This window comes from Pelorhabdus sp. sgz311001 (genome assembly GCF_055901755.1).
The window spans coordinates 1-17,359 of the sequence record NZ_JBVXUT010000003.1; the positions used below are offsets into that span (position 1 = coordinate 1).

Below are 17,359 nucleotides of genomic sequence, written 5' to 3' on the forward strand. Positions count from 1 at the left end.
CAGACCGGCTACTGATCGTCGCCTTGGTGAGCTCTTACCTCACCAACTAGCTAATCAGACGCAGACCCATCTTTTAGCGGTAGCTTATAAATAGAGGCCACCTTTCCTCTTTCTCCCATGCGAGATAAAGAGCTCATTCGGTATTAGCAACCCTTTCGGGATGTTGTCCCCATCTAAAAGGCAGGTTGTCTACGTGTTACTCACCCGTTCGCCACTAAGATCCATTGCTGAATCTCCGTTCGACTTGCATGTGTTAGGCACGCCGCCAGCGTTCGTCCTGAGCCAGGATCAAACTCTCCATAAAAGTTTTATGAAGAACCGATAAGGCTCTAAATATCAAATAAAGAAATTATTTAAGTTGGTTTCTTGCGAAACCCGCACATCTGGCTTGTTGTTACTTATCCATCGTTTAGTTTTCAGAGAGCCGCTACCGAAGCAGCTTAGATAGTTTATCATTTTTCGAACCAGTTTGTCAAGTACTTTTTTCAAAGTTTTTTTCCGAAACCGTTTCGCCTTCGTTTTTAGAAGCGATGATTCTTTTCTGTTTTCGTGTCGCTCAACGGCGACTTGTATATAATAGCACAGCAGATTCACTTATGTCAACACTTTTTCGCAAAGTATTTTTAAGATCCTTTTCAGCCCTATAATATATTATGATTTTGCTTAAAGCGTCGCAAGAAAAGCAGCACTCAGCCACATGACAATAGCCGATCCCTTTTGCAGCCATTTCAAAATAAGCGGCGCTGTGTCAAGACGACGGACAATACGCCCGAGTAAAGCTAGTAAAAAAAACCAAAACCAAGAAACGCCAATACAGGCTAAAGTAAATCCGATCTTTTCCATGCCTTGATAAGCCAAAGAACTTGTTCCAATAACACCGACCGTATCCAAAATAGCATGGGGATTTAACAGCGATACACTCATAGCAAACAAGATACTCTTTTTAATCGTTACCGCTTCTTGATCGCTATTAAGAGCCTGTGTTTTCATATGCCAGTACACCCAGCCCATATAGAGGAGAAAAACAACACCGCCAGCCATAAGCAGCAGTTTTACAAATTGAAAGGTAAGAACAAGAACAGACACGCCTGTTACTGCCAAGGTAATGAGGAGCGTGTCACACAAGCTTGCTGTAATAATGACTGGTATAGCCCCGCTAAACCGCGGCTGAACAGCTCCCTGCGTAAACACGAAGACATTTTGCACCCCCAGTGGCAAAATCAAACTAAAAGCGAGTAAAAAACCATGAAAAAAAGCGAGTATCATCTGTAAGCCTCCTGCTTCTTGCACTCAAAAATTGTTGCACCTTAAATTCAAAATAGCAAAAAGACCGAAGAATCCTCTACAAAAGAATTCTATCGGTCTTTTTCTCTTATCTAGTTAAAGCATTTGATTACCCTTTTTGCGGACGCATATAAGGGAATAATAACACATCACGAATAGAAGAACTGTCAGTTAATAGCATAACCAAGCGGTCAATACCAATGCCCAAACCACCTGTTGGCGGCATGCCATATTCTAAGGCGGTTACATAGTCTTTATCCATCATATGAGCTTCATCATCGCCTGATTCGCGTTGTTCCACTTGCTTTAAGAAACGACCTTCCTGATCAATCGGATCATTCAGCTCAGAGAAGCCATTCGCCATTTCACGGCCAAAAATAAAGGCTTCAAAGCGGTCGGTAATCGTTCCATTGTCTTTATTGCGTTTCGCTAGCGGCGAAATTTCAGTCGGATGGCCAATAATAAAGGTCGGTTGAATCAAAGTTTCTTCTACTTTTTCTTCAAAGGCCTTGTTTAAGATACCGCCAATCCCGTCACCCGAAGTGTATTCTACATGAATAGAATCAGCCCACGCTCTAGCTTCTTCGATTGATGCAGCCGCGAGAAAATCAATGCCAGTCTGCTGCTTTACAGCATCTGCCATTGTCATGCGATTCCAAGGTGGAGTTAAATCGATCTCCTGGCCTTGATAAGTAATTTTCATAGTTCCGAGAACGCGTTGCGCAATCTGCGATACTAACTCTTCGGTCAAGTTCATTACTGTATTGTAATCGCCGAAGGCTTGATAGATTTCTACCAGCGTAAATTCCGGGTTATGTTTTACTGATACGCCTTCGTTACGGAATACGCGGCCTACTTCATAGACTTTTTCGAAGCCGCCGACAATAAGACGTTTCAAGTAAAGCTCCGGCGCAATACGCATATAAAGATCCACGTCAAGTGCATTATGGTGGGTAATAAACGGTTTTGCTGCTGCACCGCCGGGAATTCCATGCATCATTGGAGTTTCTACTTCCAGAAAGTCTTTTTCATCAAGCAATTGCCGTAATGTAGAAATAATCCGGCTACGCTTAACAAAAGTATCTTTAACTTCTGGATTCATAATTAAATCAAGATATCTTTGGCGATAGCGCATTTCTACATCTTTTAAGCCATGGAATTTTTCCGGCAACGGACGCAGGGCTTTGGCCAAAAAAGTAAACGTAGCTGCTTTTACGCTGATTTCGCCGCGTTGTGTGCGAAATACCGTGCCTTCTACGCCAATAATATCGCCGATATCTGCAAGGTGAAGCTCTTCATACTTTGCTTCTCCCATCGTATCTTGGCGAAAATAAATTTGGATTTTCCCACTCATATCCGTTACATGAGCAAAACTTGCTTTGCCATGGCCTCTTACGGCAACAAGCCGACCACTGACTTTTACAGTCTGACCTTCTAAGCTGTCAAAATTGTCTAGAATCGCTTGCGCGTGATGCGTAGCGTCATAATTTCGACCAAAGGGCTCAATCCCTTTGTCGGTAATGGCAGCTAACTTCTCCCGGCGAACTTTCATTAATTCATTTAGATCTTCCGTAGCGGCAACCTGTTGATCACCGGCTGCTTTATTCTTACTCATCTTTCCTCTTGCCCCCGATAACAGCACACCAATTAGCTGCGTTTAATAGTTAAAATTTCATATTTTAAAATGCCTGCTGGAACATTCACTTCGACCACTTCGCCAATCTTACACCCTAAAATAGCTTGCCCTACAGGTGATTCGTTGGAGATTTTGAGTTCACTGGGATCAGCTTCGGCAGAACCGACAATGGTATATTCCAGTTCATCATTAAATTCAAGATCTTTTAAAATGACAGTAGACCCAATAGAAACGGTGTCAATACCGACTGTACTCTGATCAATGAGTTTCGCATTGCGCAGGGATTTTTCTAATGTAAGGATTTCGCCTTCGATAAAGGCTTGCTCATTTTTGGCGTCTTCATACTCGGAGTTTTCGCTAATATCGCCAAATTCGATTGCCTGTTTTATGCGCTCAGCTACTTCTAAGCGGCGCACTGATTTTAAATGTTCTAGTTTGTCTTCCAGCTTTTTTAAGCCTTCTCCGGTTAAAATTACCTCTTTTTCAGCCATATGTCTGTCTCCTTTAACCCTAACTTCACTTCTTGCTGACACATTACCGAGATTACTGCGTTCTGACTTTTTCCTAAAAATGGGCAGAATAATATAAATAGTGCCAAGCCATAAACTTGACACTTTCTACCTAAACTAAAGCGAATGAATCACAACACATAATTCCCCTTAGTTTTATGCACTATTATAGGCATAAAGCAGTGGTTTGTCAATCATTACTAGCCTATCCCCTTTGCCAGATACCCGCTATCGCCCTGTACTTGTAGACGAATTTTTTCAATGTCTTGATCGGTCAAAGGTTTATCGAAGCTGCGCAGACCAGCCAACCGAAAGTGATGTTTTTTCGCCATAGCGCTAATCCATTCAATTTGTTTTACCGAAATATGACGCCCAAGCGTAAAGTTTTTTTGATACTTTTCTAAACAAAGCAAGATTGTTTCAGCCATACAAGCATAAGCAGTCCCTGGCGGAAAGCCGAAATCAATGCCAAAATCCACTTCCCCTGGAATTTTCACAATTCCTCCATCAATCACTAACACATCCTTACGAACAGAAGCTACAGCTTTCGCTACATTGCGCGGTCTTGCTACATCGCAGACGACGGCCCCACTCTTTAAGTCAGTTGGTTCAATTAAGCTTTCCACAGAACTCGTTACGGCAATAATAATATCAGCTGCTTTTAAAGCAGCCTTAGTATTTGCCGTTACCTGCACAGCTAAACCTGTGCTTTTTAAGATCTGCCCAGAAAGTTTTTCCAACCGACTTTCATCACGGGCCACTAAGATAAGATCAGAAACTTCCCGTGACAAAAGTTGTGCACAAGCTGCGCCAATGGATCCAGTAGCTCCCAGAATAACGACTCTAGCTTCTTCTAAACAAATCCCCATCTTATTCGCCGCTTCACGCGTTCCAGCTAAAGCCATCGCAACAGTATAGCTATTGCCAGTCGTAACAGGTATCGTTAAATTTTTCGCTATCGTAATGCCTGCATCGCCAACAACCGAAGTAAAGGCGCCGAGCCCCAACATCTCAGCCCCAAGTTTTTCTGCAATCTTCCCTGCCCCAATAATCTTTTTCAATACGACTTCTTCCGGCAATTCCATCATTTGACGAGCGGTGAGCGGACAGCCGATAAACCAACCTTCTGCTTGACCATAAGGAGATGATATCCCCTGTATTGATGAAACTTTTAACGGCGGAATATATTTGATCATGCCTTCAACCCAACGATCCGGCCACGTCTTTGTAAACGAAAATTTGCGTGAAAAATCTTTTGCGGTGAGCGGGTGAACAATAAAAGCAAATTTCTCCATCCCAATTCCTCCCTGCGACTTGCCTTCTTCAGGACAAATGAACAATGCGCGGCTGAATCTGAAGCCGTTCCATCAATTCTAGATATTCTAGGGGCGTAAGCGCTTTTGGCCAACGCCCACTATGAGCAACTAGCAGCGCTTCAAGAATATTGGTGCCAAAAGAACGCCCCCCCATGCTCGGAGTCGTTGTGACAACGGTAGCTGCCCCTCTTGCCGCAAGCAGAGCAAGATCATCCTGCGTTACTGTATTGGTCAAAATTAATTTCCCCGCAAGCTTTAGTGGCATATACCGTCTAATAAAATGAAAATCACCGGCAATAATATCGGCTTCTTCAAAGAATCGGGAATATCGTGGCTTTGACTCGATCTGCGCTTTGCCCATAGGGTAGAACCAGCCGACAGGCAATTTCGTAATAACAGGCGCTAAAAAAAATGCCAGCCTTGCTAACGTTTTGAGGCTGCGAATCGGAACAGGCCAGCCCAGGCCAAATAATAGGTCGCCAAAAACCACTTGGCAGCCTGCCTGTACAAAAGCTTCCGCCAAGCCAAAGCGATCTACTGCGCAGACAAGCAGAACTTTTTTGCCTTGAAAGGAAAATCCCGTTTGCTCCAAATAAGTAAGTACTCTGCGTTCTAAGGTGTTTTTTATGCCGCTGCCGTCTACAAGGGGCGATTTGACAGCTGCTTTCGCGATCTGCGCCGCTTCATAAAAGCAATACCGTTTGTTTCCAGCATAAATATAAAGATCAGTCCCCCCTAGACCAAACGCGGCGACACGGCCATCCATAGCCTGAATCAGCTCAATCGCTCTTTTTTTATCGCCATCAACCCCGCGCCGCTCTACTGTATACTTTTTTCCTTCCAACCATTCTGTTGTACAATGATTACGCTCTGAAGAACCTAGACTGACACTTAAAATATGGTTGTTTGTCATAATGCCTGCTTCATTCCCCTTTAAGTCAGCTCCGGTGAAAATTTCCATCTCCTGCTAGTATATGTTACCGCTTTCCCTCCCATACCAAAAAAGAAAGCAACTCGAAGCGAAATACCTCGAGTTGCTTTCTTAGCGCTTTAATAAGTCTCAATCTTTGCAGCTACAGCACGAAAATCAGCTTCACTTTCGGCCTGATTAAACAGGCGGCGAAGTTCTGCCGAGCCGGGAAGCCCCTTCGTATACCAGGCTGCATGCTTACGCATTTCCCGAATACCAATATGAGCGCCTTTATAATACATCATCAATTCAAAGTGTTTTAATAGCATCGCTATCCGTTCTTGCCGCGACGGTTTTGCCATTTTTCGACCTGTTTTCATATAGGCGATCGTCTGCTGGAAAATCCAAGGGTTCCCTTGGGCGGCACGGCCAATCATAATTCCATCGCAACCCGTTTCTTGCATCATGCGGCAACCATCTTCAGGTGATCTAATATCGCCATTACCAATAACCGGAATCGTCACAGCATCCTTCACGGCTTTAATAATGGACCAATCAGCCTCGCCAGCATAAAACTGTTCACGCGTACGGCCATGAACCGCAATAGCCGCCGCTCCAGCCTGCTGCGCCAACTGGGCAATTTCTACCGCATTCACTTCCGCATCGTTCCAGCCTTTACGAAATTTCACGGTGACAGGAATCTTCACTGCAGCAACCACCGCCGCAATCACTTCATAGGCTAATGCTGGTTGACGCATCAAAGCAGAACCTTCACCATTTTTAACAATTTTCGGCGCGGGACAGCCCATATTAATATCAAGAATATCGGCACCAGCGGCTTCCACCATTTTAGCCGCCTGAGCCATTTCCGCTGGTTCGGCGCCAAAAATCTGAATAGAAATTGGCCGTTCGGCCGGTTCAATCCTAAGCATTTCGTGAGTATGTTTATTATTATAAATAAGACCTTTATCACTAACCATTTCAGCGACGACTAGAGGACACCCCATTTCTTTCGCCAACAATCGAAATGGCAGATCACAAACACCAGCCATAGGCGCTAAAATCACAGGATAAGGTAAATTGATCGGCCCGATTTGCATAAATCAGCCTCCTTGCCTTGTAACATAATAATACCTTTAGTAGTATAGCCGAAAGACTGGGAAAAGAGCAACAAAAAAAGAAACCGCCGTACCTTGACGACAGTTTCTTTGATTTACCAATTCGCATTAACAGTTTCTTTCGTAAATAATCCGCAAGCCTTCTAACGTTAAAAAAGGCTCTACTACATCAATCGCATCCGTTTCCTGAGCAATCAGATTGGCCAGACCGCCTGTAGCAACAACATAGGCTTTATGGCCTAGTTCTTCTCTCATCCGTTTTACCAGTTCATTGACTTGTCCGACAAAACCATAGATAATACCTGATTGCATACTGCTGACTGTACTGCGGCAAATTACATTTTTCGGTTTAATCAGTTCAATACGCGGCAGCTTGGCAGCACGTTGGAACAAAGCCTCAGAAGAAATGCCAATACCAGGGGCAATCGCGCCGCCTAAATAATCACCGTTTTGCGCAATCGCACAGAAGGTAGTAGCCGTACCAAAATCAACAACAATTAAAGGACCGCCGTATTTTTCATGAGCGCCAACGGCATTGACAATCCGGTCAGCTCCCACATCGCGGGGGTTTTCATACCGTATAAAAATACCTGTTTTAATTCCCGGCCCCACAACAATGGGTTCAACGCCAAAATACCGCTGGGACATGCGAGTAAGCGGTACCGTTAAGGGCGGTACAACGGAAGAAATAATGACGGCATCAATATTTTTTACGTCAATTTTCCCATAGGCAAACAAATTACAAATCAGCATGCCATATTCATCAGCTGTTTTTTGTCTGTCTGTCGAAACCCGCCAGTTCACACGTAGTTCTTTCTTATCATAGACTCCGAGTACAATATTGGTATTCCCCACATCAAAAACCAAAAGCATGAAAAATCCTCCTGCCACTTAAATTGTGAATTTTCTTAGTACTTAGCACGAATTGACACATCACCAGCAAGAACTCGCTCAATGCCGCTTTCCCGTTCAATCAACAAAGCGCCGTCTGAATCAATATCAACGGCCTTGCCGGAAAAACGCTGATCAAAGCCAATCACATCAACAACTTTGCCTAAAGTAATCGATTTTTTTCGCCATTCATCAAGTAGTGGTGCAAAGCCTCGTTCATTAATCTGATCATAAGCTCTTTCAAGCTCTTCTAATACTTTACCAAGAAGCTGCTTGCGATCCACAGGGGATCCCTTCAGTTTAGCAAGGAAAGTCACTATGTCTTTGAGCTCGTCCGGAATTTCTGCTTCATTAAAATTCACATTAATCCCCATGCCGATCACAATATAATTAATCATATCAAGGTCAGCATTCATTTCCGTCAAGATTCCAACAAGTTTCTTACCTTCATAGAGCAAATCATTCGGCCATTTGATGCCACAGTGAATCTGGGTTTCGCGAAAGATGGCCCGTTCCAAGGCTACAGCTGCCATTAAATTGCATTTCGGCGCATCATAAGGACGAAATGTTGTCGGTCGTAATACAATGGAAAGCCAAATTCCTTGATATTTCGGGGAATACCAGCCTCGAGCCAGGCGACCTTTGCCGGCACATTGACTTTCGGCAAGAACAATGGTTCCTTCCGGGGCGCCTTTTAACGCAGCATCCCTGCCAATGGCATTCGTCGACTCCACTTCATCAAAGTAAAAAATTTTTTTACCGAGCCATTCTGTGGTCAAATGCGGAATGATTTCTTCTGGCCGCAACCGATCTGGTGCCAACAGCAATCGATAGCCGAGTCTTGTATGAGACTCAATTTCATAGCCAGCCTGTTTTAATGCCTGGATATGCTTCCAAACTGCCGTTCGGGAAACAGAAAGCTGTCTAGAAATTTCTTCGCCTGATAAATAGTCGCTGCTATGAGCGCGAAGTAATTCCAATATGGAGTTACGCACAGAAATTCCTCCCACAATTGTTAGCTTTATGATAACCGCTCGTTAACTATCTGTCAATCAATTCCGCCAGCTAAAGCCGCGGGAATATCAGCTCTTTCCCAAACAATATTATCAATGAGTCTTGTCCGTCCAATGCGAACAGCTAAAGCGATCAGTGCGCTGTCTTGCACTTTAGGCAGTGGCGCCAAGGTTTGATTGTCTACAATCACAGCATAATCAATCTGCGCCAAAGGTTCCGCTTCAATCAAAGCGCGCATAGCGCCAAGAAGTTTCTCACTGTTTCTTTCGCCCGCTTGTAAGCGTCGTTTTGCTAAGGCAAGCGATTTACTTAATACGAGAGCCGCGCTACGCTCCGCTTGATTTAAATAAACATTACGCGACGACAAAGCTAAGCCGTCTTTTTCGCGCACGATTGGCACAGTAACAATCGTAATGTCCATATTTAAGTCTGCCACCAGCTTTTTAATAACAGCCACTTGCTGGGCGTCTTTTTGACCAAAATAAGCCTTATCGGGCTGAGCAATCTGAAACAATTTAGTAACTACTGTGGCTACACCACGAAAATGTCCGGGGCGCGACTGACCGCAGAGGCCTTCGGTAAGACCTTTTACTTCCACAAAGGTCATCATATTCTCATAACCAAACGGGTACATTTCTTCCACGCTAGGTGCAAAAACGAAATCCACGCCAGCTGTTGCGGCCTTTTGACTATCACAAGCCAAATCGCGCGGATAGGCGGCATAATCTTCGCCTTGACCAAACTGCAGCGGATTCACAAAGATACTTAGCACAACAATATCATTTTCCGATCGAGCTGTTTGGGCCAGTGTTAGATGCCCATCATGTAAATACCCCATGGTCGGAACAAGTCCCAGACTCTTTCCTTCGCGATGCGCTTGTTTAACTTTTTCCCGTAAAGCTGCAACAGTTGTAATAATTTCCATGTCCATCCCCCTAAAGTTAAATTTTTCTAAAATAAAAAGCCTTTCCCGACGGAAAGGCATAAAGTATCGCAGCAAGCGCTTTCCGTCTCAGTCGCAAAGATCTAAGCGGCAAATCTATAAAACTGTCTTAATCACTTGTTCTAACGGCCAGTCAGACTCCCCCAAGGATGCCTGCTGCTTGCTACCAGCTTAATCATAGCATGTCTTTTTCCTCGGAGCAAGGCAATTGATGGATTTTAACAGGTATGACCCCAGTCCCCCTGTTAGATGAGATTAATTTATGATAGCATAGAGTGAGACTTGTTTAAGGAGGAACTTTCATGATTAAAATCCTCATTGCTGACGATGAACCCAGCATTGTAGAAGTAGTGAAACTCTATCTTCTACAAGAAAACTTTGAGGTTTACTGCGCCTATAACGGAACGACAGCACTGGAAATGGAGGAACAATATAAACCAGACCTTCTCCTGCTTGACATTATGCTGCCAGGCTATTCCGGTTTGGAAATCTGCCAGGCCATTACGCGCGACGTACCGGTCATCTTTTTAACAGCCAAAACGGCAGAGCAAGATAAGATTACCGGTTTTTCTCTCGGTGCTGATGATTATATCACGAAGCCTTTCAGCCCCAAAGAATTGATCGCCCGCGTCAAAGCAGTATTGCGTCGCAGCAATCTGCTCTTTGCGGAATCGATTCTAACTTTCCCAGGCCTCACGATCAATCCGACCTCACATGTAGTGAAAAGTAATGAACAGACCGTGGCGCTCTCCCCGAAAGAATATGAATTACTACTCTTTTTGGTACGCCATCCGTCGCAAGTATTTGATCGCGATCAAGTTCTAACAAATGTGTGGGGCTATGATTTCGACGGCGATGACCGCACCGTTGACGCTACTGTAAAGCGGCTTCGTCATAAGCTTGCTGAACCTGCAGCAAACTATATTCATACAGTCTGGGGTAAAGGCTATAAATTTGAGGTGCCAGAGTCATGATCCGTTCTATTTTCGGCCGTATTCTTCTTTCCAATTGCGTTGTTATCCTAATTACTGCCGTAACATGTCTACTACTGACAGGCTATCTCTTACATAGCCATTTTGTGGAAGGCCAAAAAAATGATATTCTCATGAAAGGCCAAGCCGCCCTGAATTTAATCATTGCAGAAAATCGTCATGGCCACAAACAACTGCAACAAAATATTGATAAAATCAATGAACTCGTCGGCGCCACTTGCTGGATCGTCGACGAAAACAGTCAAACCGTTACAGGCATCCCCCCCGAAAATTGGCTGGTCGATTATCCCGAAGCCCAAGGAGCGATTGCCAAGCTGGCAAGAGAAAAGGGCGAGTCTTGGTTATATCGATCGTCACGCCGCGGTGATCGTTCCATTCTGTTAGCGTTAACCATTCCAGAAATCAATCAGCCACGTATCCTTGTGATGCACGCTTCCACGCCGCGAGTCAATAAACAGGCCGATCGCGCCCAGCCCTTGCTTTTATACGGCGCTATTGCCGGTTTACTTGTTGCCGCAACCTTTGCCTTTTTCATTTCTCGCTCGCTCACCTGGCCGTTGGCAAACATTAGTAACGCCGCCCGCCGTTTTGCTTCCGGTGATTTTAATGCCAGAACAACGGCTACAGGAAATAGTGAAATCGGCCGCCTTGGTCAAACCTTCAATTCCATGGCTAAATCCTTTGCGGCAATTGAACAAAACCGACGAGAATTTCTAGCAAATGTAACCCATGAATTAAAAACTCCAACGACTTCCATTCAAGCTATGACGGAAGCACTCCTTGATAATATGGTTCCGCCGCAACAAGAGCGCGCCTTCTTAACGGCCATTTTGCAGGCAAGCCGCCGCATGGATCGACTGACAAATGATTTATTAGATTTGTCGAAACTAGAAGCAGGTGAAATGCCAGCGATTCAGGAAGTCATTGAGCTGGCTGGATTTTTAAAAAATCAAATCAAACTAGAGTCTATTCTCTTTCAAGAAAAAGGAGTTCGCTTAGAACTTGATGTAACAGAAGGCCTCTATGTTTTAGCAGATTCCTGTCGCTTAGCCCAAGTCCTGACAAATCTACTAAGTAATGCTAGACGATATTCCCCACCAAACACACTAGTCACAGTAGCGGCAAAACGTCAGGGAAAAAAAGTCCTTATTACGGTAGTAGACCAAGGCAAAGGAATTGCAGAAAAGGATTTGCCCTATATTTGGGATCGTTTTTATCGTGTGGATAAGGCCCGCTCCCGTGAAGATGGCGGCACTGGTCTCGGTCTTGCCATTACCAAATATCTTGTAGAGTTAATGAATGGTCGTATTTATGCGCAAAGTACCCTAGGCCAAGGATCTACCTTCACAATTGAATTACCCCTATCGTCTTAGCCGCTAAAATAACGACTTAATAAAAAAGGTCCGCAGCACGATTCTGTGCTGCGGACCTTCGCAATTTTAAACATTAAATTTTTAATCGTCTTTACTGTCAGAATCTGATTTTTTAATATAGACGACTTTCGGTGAATCGCTTGATTGCGACATATCACTCGTCTGCTCTTTGGCCGGTTCTACCACAGGGGAAATAGCAGCTGAACTTTCACTGGTATTTTCTGTCGCAGGTTTTTCCGACAAGGAACCCTTTTCCAGAAGTTCCGCCAATTCAGCGCCTTCAAGAGTTTCTTTTTCCATCAGAGCCTGAGCAATCAAATGAAGTTTGTCAATATTATCACGCAGCATTTGCTCCGTTTTTTCGTAAGCGTCTTCAATTAAGCGACGCGTTTCCTTATCAATGGAGTAAGCCACTTCTTCACTGTAATTGCGGTCGCGAGAAATATCGCGTCCCAAGAAGACCTGCTCTTGTTTACGACCAAAAGTAATCGGTCCAAGTACATCGCTCATGCCGTATTCTGTAATCATCTTACGAACAAGTTCTGTAGCTCGTTCCAAATCGTTTTGCGCCCCGGTGCTGATTTCATCTAAAATGACAGCTTCCGCTACACGGCCGCCTAACAAGGTTTTTAACTGATCAAGCAGTTCCGACCTAGTAGCATAATAGCGATCTTCTTTTGGCAACATCAGCGTATAACCGCCAGCGCGACCGCGAGGAATAATCGAAACTTTATGAACAGGATCGGTATGAGTGAGCAACATTCCGATCAGAGCATGCCCTGCTTCGTGATACGCAGTCAGCTTCTTCTCTTTATCGCTAATCACACGGCTCTTACGTTCCGGACCAGCTACTACCCGTTCCACCGCTTCTTCCATTTCCATCATGTCGACACGGCGTTTATTGCGGCGAGCTGCGAGAAGCGCCGCCTCATTCACAAGATTACTTAGATCGGCACCAGTAAAACCAGGCGTGCGTCTTGCTAGTACATCAAGATCTACCTCTTTTGTTAAGGGCTTTCCTTTGGTATGAACCTTTAAGATTTCCTTACGGCCTTTTACATCAGGACGATCTACAACAACCTGGCGGTCAAAACGACCAGGACGCAGTAGTGCCGGATCTAAAATATCCGGTCGGTTGGTTGCGGCAATAATAATAATGCCTTCATTAACGCCAAAACCATCCATTTCGACTAGCAGCTGATTTAACGTCTGTTCGCGTTCATCATGGCCGCCGCCAAGACCCGCTCCTCTTTGACGCCCTACGGCATCAATTTCGTCAATAAAAACGATACAGGGAGCATTTTTCTTAGCCTGTTCAAAAAGATCGCGCACACGCGATGCGCCAACACCGACAAACATTTCCACAAAGTCAGAACCACTGATACTGAAAAAGGGAACGCCTGCCTCGCCAGCAACCGCTCTAGCCAAAAGAGTTTTCCCTGTGCCTGGAGGTCCAAACAGGAGAACGCCTTTCGGAATACGAGCACCTAAATCATTAAATTTCTTAGGATGTTTCAAGAACTCAACAACTTCCTCGAGTTCTTGTTTGGCTTCATCAGCCCCGGCTACATCTTCAAAAGTAACCTTAATTTTATCTTCACTATGCAGCTTTGCCCGGCTCTTGCCGAAACTCATTACGCGATTTCCCCCGCCTTGAGTCTGTTGCATAATAAAGAACCATACGCCAATCAAAAGCAGCATAGGCAGGATTGACGAGAAAATCGTCGTCCACCATGGCGGCTGCGGCGGCTGTTCCGCTTTAATATCGACCCCTTTATCGCGCAGGGAGTTGATTAAAGTAGGATCATTCGGCGCGACTGTCGTAAACTCTTGACCATCTTTTAATTTTCCCTTGATCGTATTATCCACAATCGTCACGCGGTCCACATTCTGGTCGCTCACTTGTTTTAAAAACTGCGTGTAGCTAACCTCCTGCTTCGTCACCGTTCGGGATGAATAATAATCAATAATGGAAATAGCAATGATGATGATCAACAAATAAAAACTGACATTGCGAAAAAACTTGTTCAAAATAGCCCTCCTCTCACTGGAGTACATGGAAAAGAATACTCATATCCACAGTAGATTATTATATCATAAGTGATCAATAATTTACAAAGAAACTTATTGAAACTTTCCATGCGCTTTTTTATGCCAGTGATCTCTATTTACTGTATATTTCTGGTTTCAAAATACCGATAAAGGGCAGATTGCGATATTTTTCTGCATAATCGAGACCGTAGCCGACAACAAACTCATCAGGTACATCAAAGCCGTTATAAGCAATTGGCACGGCTACTTTGCGTCTTTCCGGTTTATTTAAAAGAGTGCAGATTTTAACGCTCTTTGGATTGCGCGACTTAATGTAATCAATCAGATAATTTAAAGTAAGGCCGGAATCAATAATATCCTCAACAATAAGTACATGCTTTCCTTCTACATCCTCGTCAAGATCTTTTAAGATACGCACAACGCCGCTAGACGAAGTGGACATACCATAACTTGAAACAGCCATAAAATCAATAGCTACAGGAATTTTTATCGCCCGTGACAAATCGGCCATAAAAATAACGGCGCCGCGCAATACGCCTATCATTAAAATTTCTTCGCCCGCATAATCAGCTGAAATTTTCTCGCCCAGCTCTTTTACCCGCTTTGCCAGCCCTTCCTGACTGATTAAGATTTTTTCCATGTCTTCTACCATTACAAATCCTCCTGATATACTAGGGATAATTTTAAGAAACGTCTTGTTGCAGCGCTTACGGCGGCAAGAGCAGATTGCCGCAAACCACAAAGCCACAAAATTCCTTGATCATTGTATAAGATCGGAACTTTGTCACGACTTTCCTGCGGCACCTTATGGTCAATCAGATATTTTTTAATCTTTTGCGTTCCCTGCATCTGAGACGGTGTAAAACGATCTCCTGGTTGCCGAGATCGTATGAAAAGCGGCGGCGTCAGTGCGTCATAGTCAAACCAAGCTTCGTTTTTGTCAGCTTTTAACGGGGCTTCTGTCGTCACCACGGCCTCGATCGCTGCGGCAAAAGAAAAAAGAATCGTTTTCCCGGGAATAGACAGCGCCTGTGGCGCAGTGGAAGCTATCGCTTCCCTTTTAGTCCCCTGCCGCATAAGCTTGACAGTATCATACCCTTTATAGGCAATCAGCTTCTGCGGTAAAGGATAATAGGTCCCTACCGTCCAGGAAAAAAGCATCTTTGACAACTGTTCAACATGATGAAAGCTGATTCCTCTTAAATGCCCCTGTTTTTTTTCAATGGCTAAACGAAAAACTTCTCGCTGCACTGCTTTATGATATGACTGAAGACGCTGCGAAACAAAAACCCCATCCGCTTCTTCCCACACCGTATTCTCATAGGCCTCATAAGCCGCCTGCAAAAGAAAATCATGCTCTTGCTGTGCGATTAATGCCGTACGGCAAAGCGACTCCTTAATATGGTTATTATACTCTAGTTGCAGAGTTGGTAAAAGAGATAAGCGTAAACGATTACGAAGAATTTTCTGATCCGTGTTCGTACTGTCATAACAAGTCTCAATACCAAGCTTCGTCAAATATTGCTGAATCATTTCCTTATTTACCGCAAGCAGCGGCCTAATTCGATTGCCATTCTTCGGCAGAATGCCTTTGAGTCCAGAACTGCCGCTACCGCGCAGCAAATTCATCAAGACTGTTTCGGCCTGATCATCTTGATGATGACCGGTAGCAATTTTTTCCGCGCCAACTTGTTTTGCCGTTTCCTCTAAAAAACGATAGCGCAAGATCCGCCCGGCTTCTTCCAACGAGAACCCTTGCTGCTTGGCATAAGAACTGACTTCACAGCGTGCTACAAAAAAAGGAATCTGAAGGTTATCACTAAGTTGCTTAACATAGGCTTCATCTCGATCGGCCTCCGTTCCTCTGAGACCATGATGCAAGTGAGCAAGATATAGTTGATGATGATATGTTTTCTCTAACTCTTTCAAAATACAAGTTAACGCCACAGAGTCACTGCCGCCAGAACAAGCGATAATAATCTTATCGCCTTGCAAAATCAGTTCGTGACTATCAATAAACGTTTTAATTTTTTCTAACATTCTTAGTATGACTCCCTATTTTACGGTTTATCATGAAACGAAAAAAGCTTACACAAACAAAAATCCCAAAAGCAATCGCACTGGCAGTAAGCAAGGCGCGCATAGCCATCGCCGCCCCTTGTTCATACTGGCCTTTTACTAAGTAAGTCATAGCCAAATAAGCTTCCCGACCGGGAACAAGGGGAATAAATCCCGGAATTAAGTAAATCGTCGCTGGTTTTTTCCACCTTCGCGCAAAAACTTCCGAGAGAAATGCCGCAGCTACCGAACCAAAAAAACTTGCTGCAACCCAGTGTATGGACACTAATATCGAAAGTTGCTGCGTAAAATAGGCGCCTGTGCCTACAAAGCTAGCATAAAACAACGAAGCCCTAGGAATACGATATAAAATGCCAATAGAAACGGACATTATAAAAACAGTTAGCAGCGAATACAAGTCCATGAAGACCTCACTCAGCTGCCATGGCCACAACTAAAATCACGCCCATGGCAACAGCTCCAGACGTCAATGCGGCTTCCAGACTGCGAGAAATACCGCTTAAAAGATCGCCCGCAATGACATCGCGAATTCCATTAGTCACTGCCACACCCGGAACAAGCGGCATAATGCCGCCGCTAATCATAATATCACTGTGCAAACCGGGCCAAGCAGAACTGCAAAAAAGACCAATAGCGGCGGCCAATACCGCGCCAAGAAATTCATGGGTAAAAGTAACGCCGTGAAACCGTGAAACAAGATGAGCCAAGAGGCGTACCAAAAAAGCAGCAACAAAAGCGGCGACCACGTCTAAAAAAGCCCCATGCTGCAATACAGCAAAACCGCCGCCTACTATGCCGGAAGCCATCATCGAAGGTAACAAGGAAAACCCAGTCCGTTCTCTAGCGATTCTAAGCAACAAGGGCTGTACACTTTCTGACCCGATTCGGTTATCGACTAAACGGTGCGATAGTTCGTTCACCTTATCAATGCGATCTAGATTAATCGTTCGGGCCGCTACCCGCCTAAGCAGCGTAATACTCTCATTATTATGACTCACTAAGGTTACAAATACGCCAGTCGGTATAACAAAGCTATCGACAGACGCTGCGCCTAATGCTTTGCCCATACGGCGCATCGTTTCTTCCACGCGCGATGTTTCCGCGCCATTTTTTAGCATGATTTCACCGGCGAGTAGTACGAGACTGCCTGTTTCTGTCATCATAAAAACAGACCCTCCTTTTTATTTTCTCTTCGTTCAAAAACATTCCTGCTCTTTTTTTACAACCCGCTCGTTTTAGAAT

Annotated in this window: 16 protein-coding genes and 1 rRNA gene; 2 read left to right on the plus strand and 15 right to left on the minus strand. The window is 44.4% G+C overall.

Translation table 11 applies throughout. The features are described from left to right. The 10 genes from AC0MXB_RS08850 to panC form a co-directional block, all read right to left on the minus strand. Positions 1-304, minus strand: a 16S ribosomal RNA gene (locus AC0MXB_RS08850); the annotation flags it as partial. Between the two features lie 359 nt (positions 305-663). After that, complete coding sequence (locus tag AC0MXB_RS08855) at positions 664-1,266, minus strand: LysE/ArgO family amino acid transporter (protein WP_474039309.1); 603 nt, start codon at positions 1,264-1,266, stop codon at positions 664-666. A 127-nt stretch (positions 1,267-1,393) separates the two neighbouring features. Then, positions 1,394-2,899, minus strand: a complete 1,506-nt coding sequence (gene lysS / locus AC0MXB_RS08860) for a lysine--tRNA ligase (RefSeq protein WP_474039310.1) — start codon at positions 2,897-2,899, stop codon at positions 1,394-1,396. A 32-nt stretch (positions 2,900-2,931) separates the two neighbouring features. Beyond that, positions 2,932-3,411, minus strand: coding sequence for a transcription elongation factor GreA (greA, locus tag AC0MXB_RS08865; protein ID WP_474039311.1), 480 nt, complete (start codon positions 3,409-3,411; stop codon positions 2,932-2,934). A gap of 218 nt (positions 3,412-3,629) precedes the next feature. Then, positions 3,630-4,724 carry a shikimate dehydrogenase gene (locus tag AC0MXB_RS08870; RefSeq protein ID WP_474039312.1) on the minus strand — a complete coding sequence of 365 codons (1,095 nt, stop codon included), beginning with the start codon at positions 4,722-4,724 and terminating at the stop codon, positions 3,630-3,632. 28 nt (positions 4,725-4,752) lie between these two features. Continuing rightward, positions 4,753-5,706: a quinate 5-dehydrogenase gene (locus tag AC0MXB_RS08875; protein WP_474039313.1), complete on the minus strand. Its 954-nt coding sequence runs from the start codon at positions 5,704-5,706 to the stop codon at positions 4,753-4,755. 89 nt (positions 5,707-5,795) lie between these two features. Continuing rightward, positions 5,796-6,755 (minus strand): tRNA dihydrouridine synthase DusB, encoded by a 960-nt coding sequence (gene dusB, locus AC0MXB_RS08880; protein WP_474039314.1) that lies wholly within the window; start codon positions 6,753-6,755, stop codon positions 5,796-5,798. A gap of 126 nt (positions 6,756-6,881) precedes the next feature. After that, the gene (locus tag AC0MXB_RS08885; protein ID WP_474039315.1) at positions 6,882-7,646 is read right to left on the minus strand and encodes a type III pantothenate kinase; all 765 of its coding nucleotides are present in this window, start codon (positions 7,644-7,646) and stop codon (positions 6,882-6,884) included. A gap of 35 nt (positions 7,647-7,681) precedes the next feature. After that, positions 7,682-8,659, minus strand: a complete 978-nt coding sequence (locus tag AC0MXB_RS08890) for a biotin--[acetyl-CoA-carboxylase] ligase (RefSeq protein WP_474039316.1) — start codon at positions 8,657-8,659, stop codon at positions 7,682-7,684. A gap of 53 nt (positions 8,660-8,712) precedes the next feature. Next, entirely contained in the window at positions 8,713-9,603 is an 891-nt protein-coding gene (gene panC, locus AC0MXB_RS08895; protein ID WP_474039317.1) for a pantoate--beta-alanine ligase, read from the minus strand. A 320-nt stretch (positions 9,604-9,923) separates the two neighbouring features. Here panC and AC0MXB_RS08900 point away from each other — a divergent pair, with 320 nt between their 5' ends. Further along, positions 9,924-10,595, plus strand: coding sequence for a response regulator (locus tag AC0MXB_RS08900; protein WP_474039318.1), 672 nt, complete (start codon positions 9,924-9,926; stop codon positions 10,593-10,595). Beyond that, positions 10,592-11,986: a sensor histidine kinase gene (locus AC0MXB_RS08905; RefSeq protein ID WP_474039319.1), complete on the plus strand. Its 1,395-nt coding sequence runs from the start codon at positions 10,592-10,594 to the stop codon at positions 11,984-11,986. Before AC0MXB_RS08900 ends, AC0MXB_RS08905 begins: the two co-directional genes overlap by 4 nt. An 81-nt stretch (positions 11,987-12,067) precedes the next feature. On the opposite strand, the gene ftsH is transcribed toward AC0MXB_RS08905, so the two are convergent. The 5 genes from ftsH to AC0MXB_RS08930 all read right to left on the minus strand — a co-directional run bounded on the left by ftsH (position 12,068) and on the right by AC0MXB_RS08930 (position 17,280). Then, positions 12,068-14,017, minus strand: a complete 1,950-nt coding sequence (gene ftsH, locus AC0MXB_RS08910) for an ATP-dependent zinc metalloprotease FtsH (protein ID WP_474039320.1) — start codon at positions 14,015-14,017, stop codon at positions 12,068-12,070. 133 nt (positions 14,018-14,150) lie between these two features. Beyond that, positions 14,151-14,690, minus strand: coding sequence for a hypoxanthine phosphoribosyltransferase (gene hpt / locus AC0MXB_RS08915; RefSeq protein WP_474039321.1), 540 nt, complete (start codon positions 14,688-14,690; stop codon positions 14,151-14,153). After that, the gene (gene tilS / locus AC0MXB_RS08920; RefSeq protein WP_474039322.1) at positions 14,690-16,078 is read right to left on the minus strand and encodes a tRNA lysidine(34) synthetase TilS; all 1,389 of its coding nucleotides are present in this window, start codon (positions 16,076-16,078) and stop codon (positions 14,690-14,692) included. The genes hpt and tilS overlap by 1 nt, the downstream gene beginning before the upstream one ends. Further along, positions 16,062-16,520 carry a threonine/serine exporter family protein gene (locus AC0MXB_RS08925; protein WP_474039323.1) on the minus strand — a complete coding sequence of 153 codons (459 nt, stop codon included), beginning with the start codon at positions 16,518-16,520 and terminating at the stop codon, positions 16,062-16,064. Before AC0MXB_RS08925 ends, tilS begins: the two co-directional genes overlap by 17 nt. 7 nt (positions 16,521-16,527) lie before the next feature. Beyond that, a complete protein-coding gene (locus AC0MXB_RS08930; protein WP_474039324.1) occupies positions 16,528-17,280 on the minus strand; it encodes a threonine/serine exporter family protein in 753 nt (250 codons plus the stop codon). Positions 17,281-17,359: the final 79 nt, after the last annotated feature.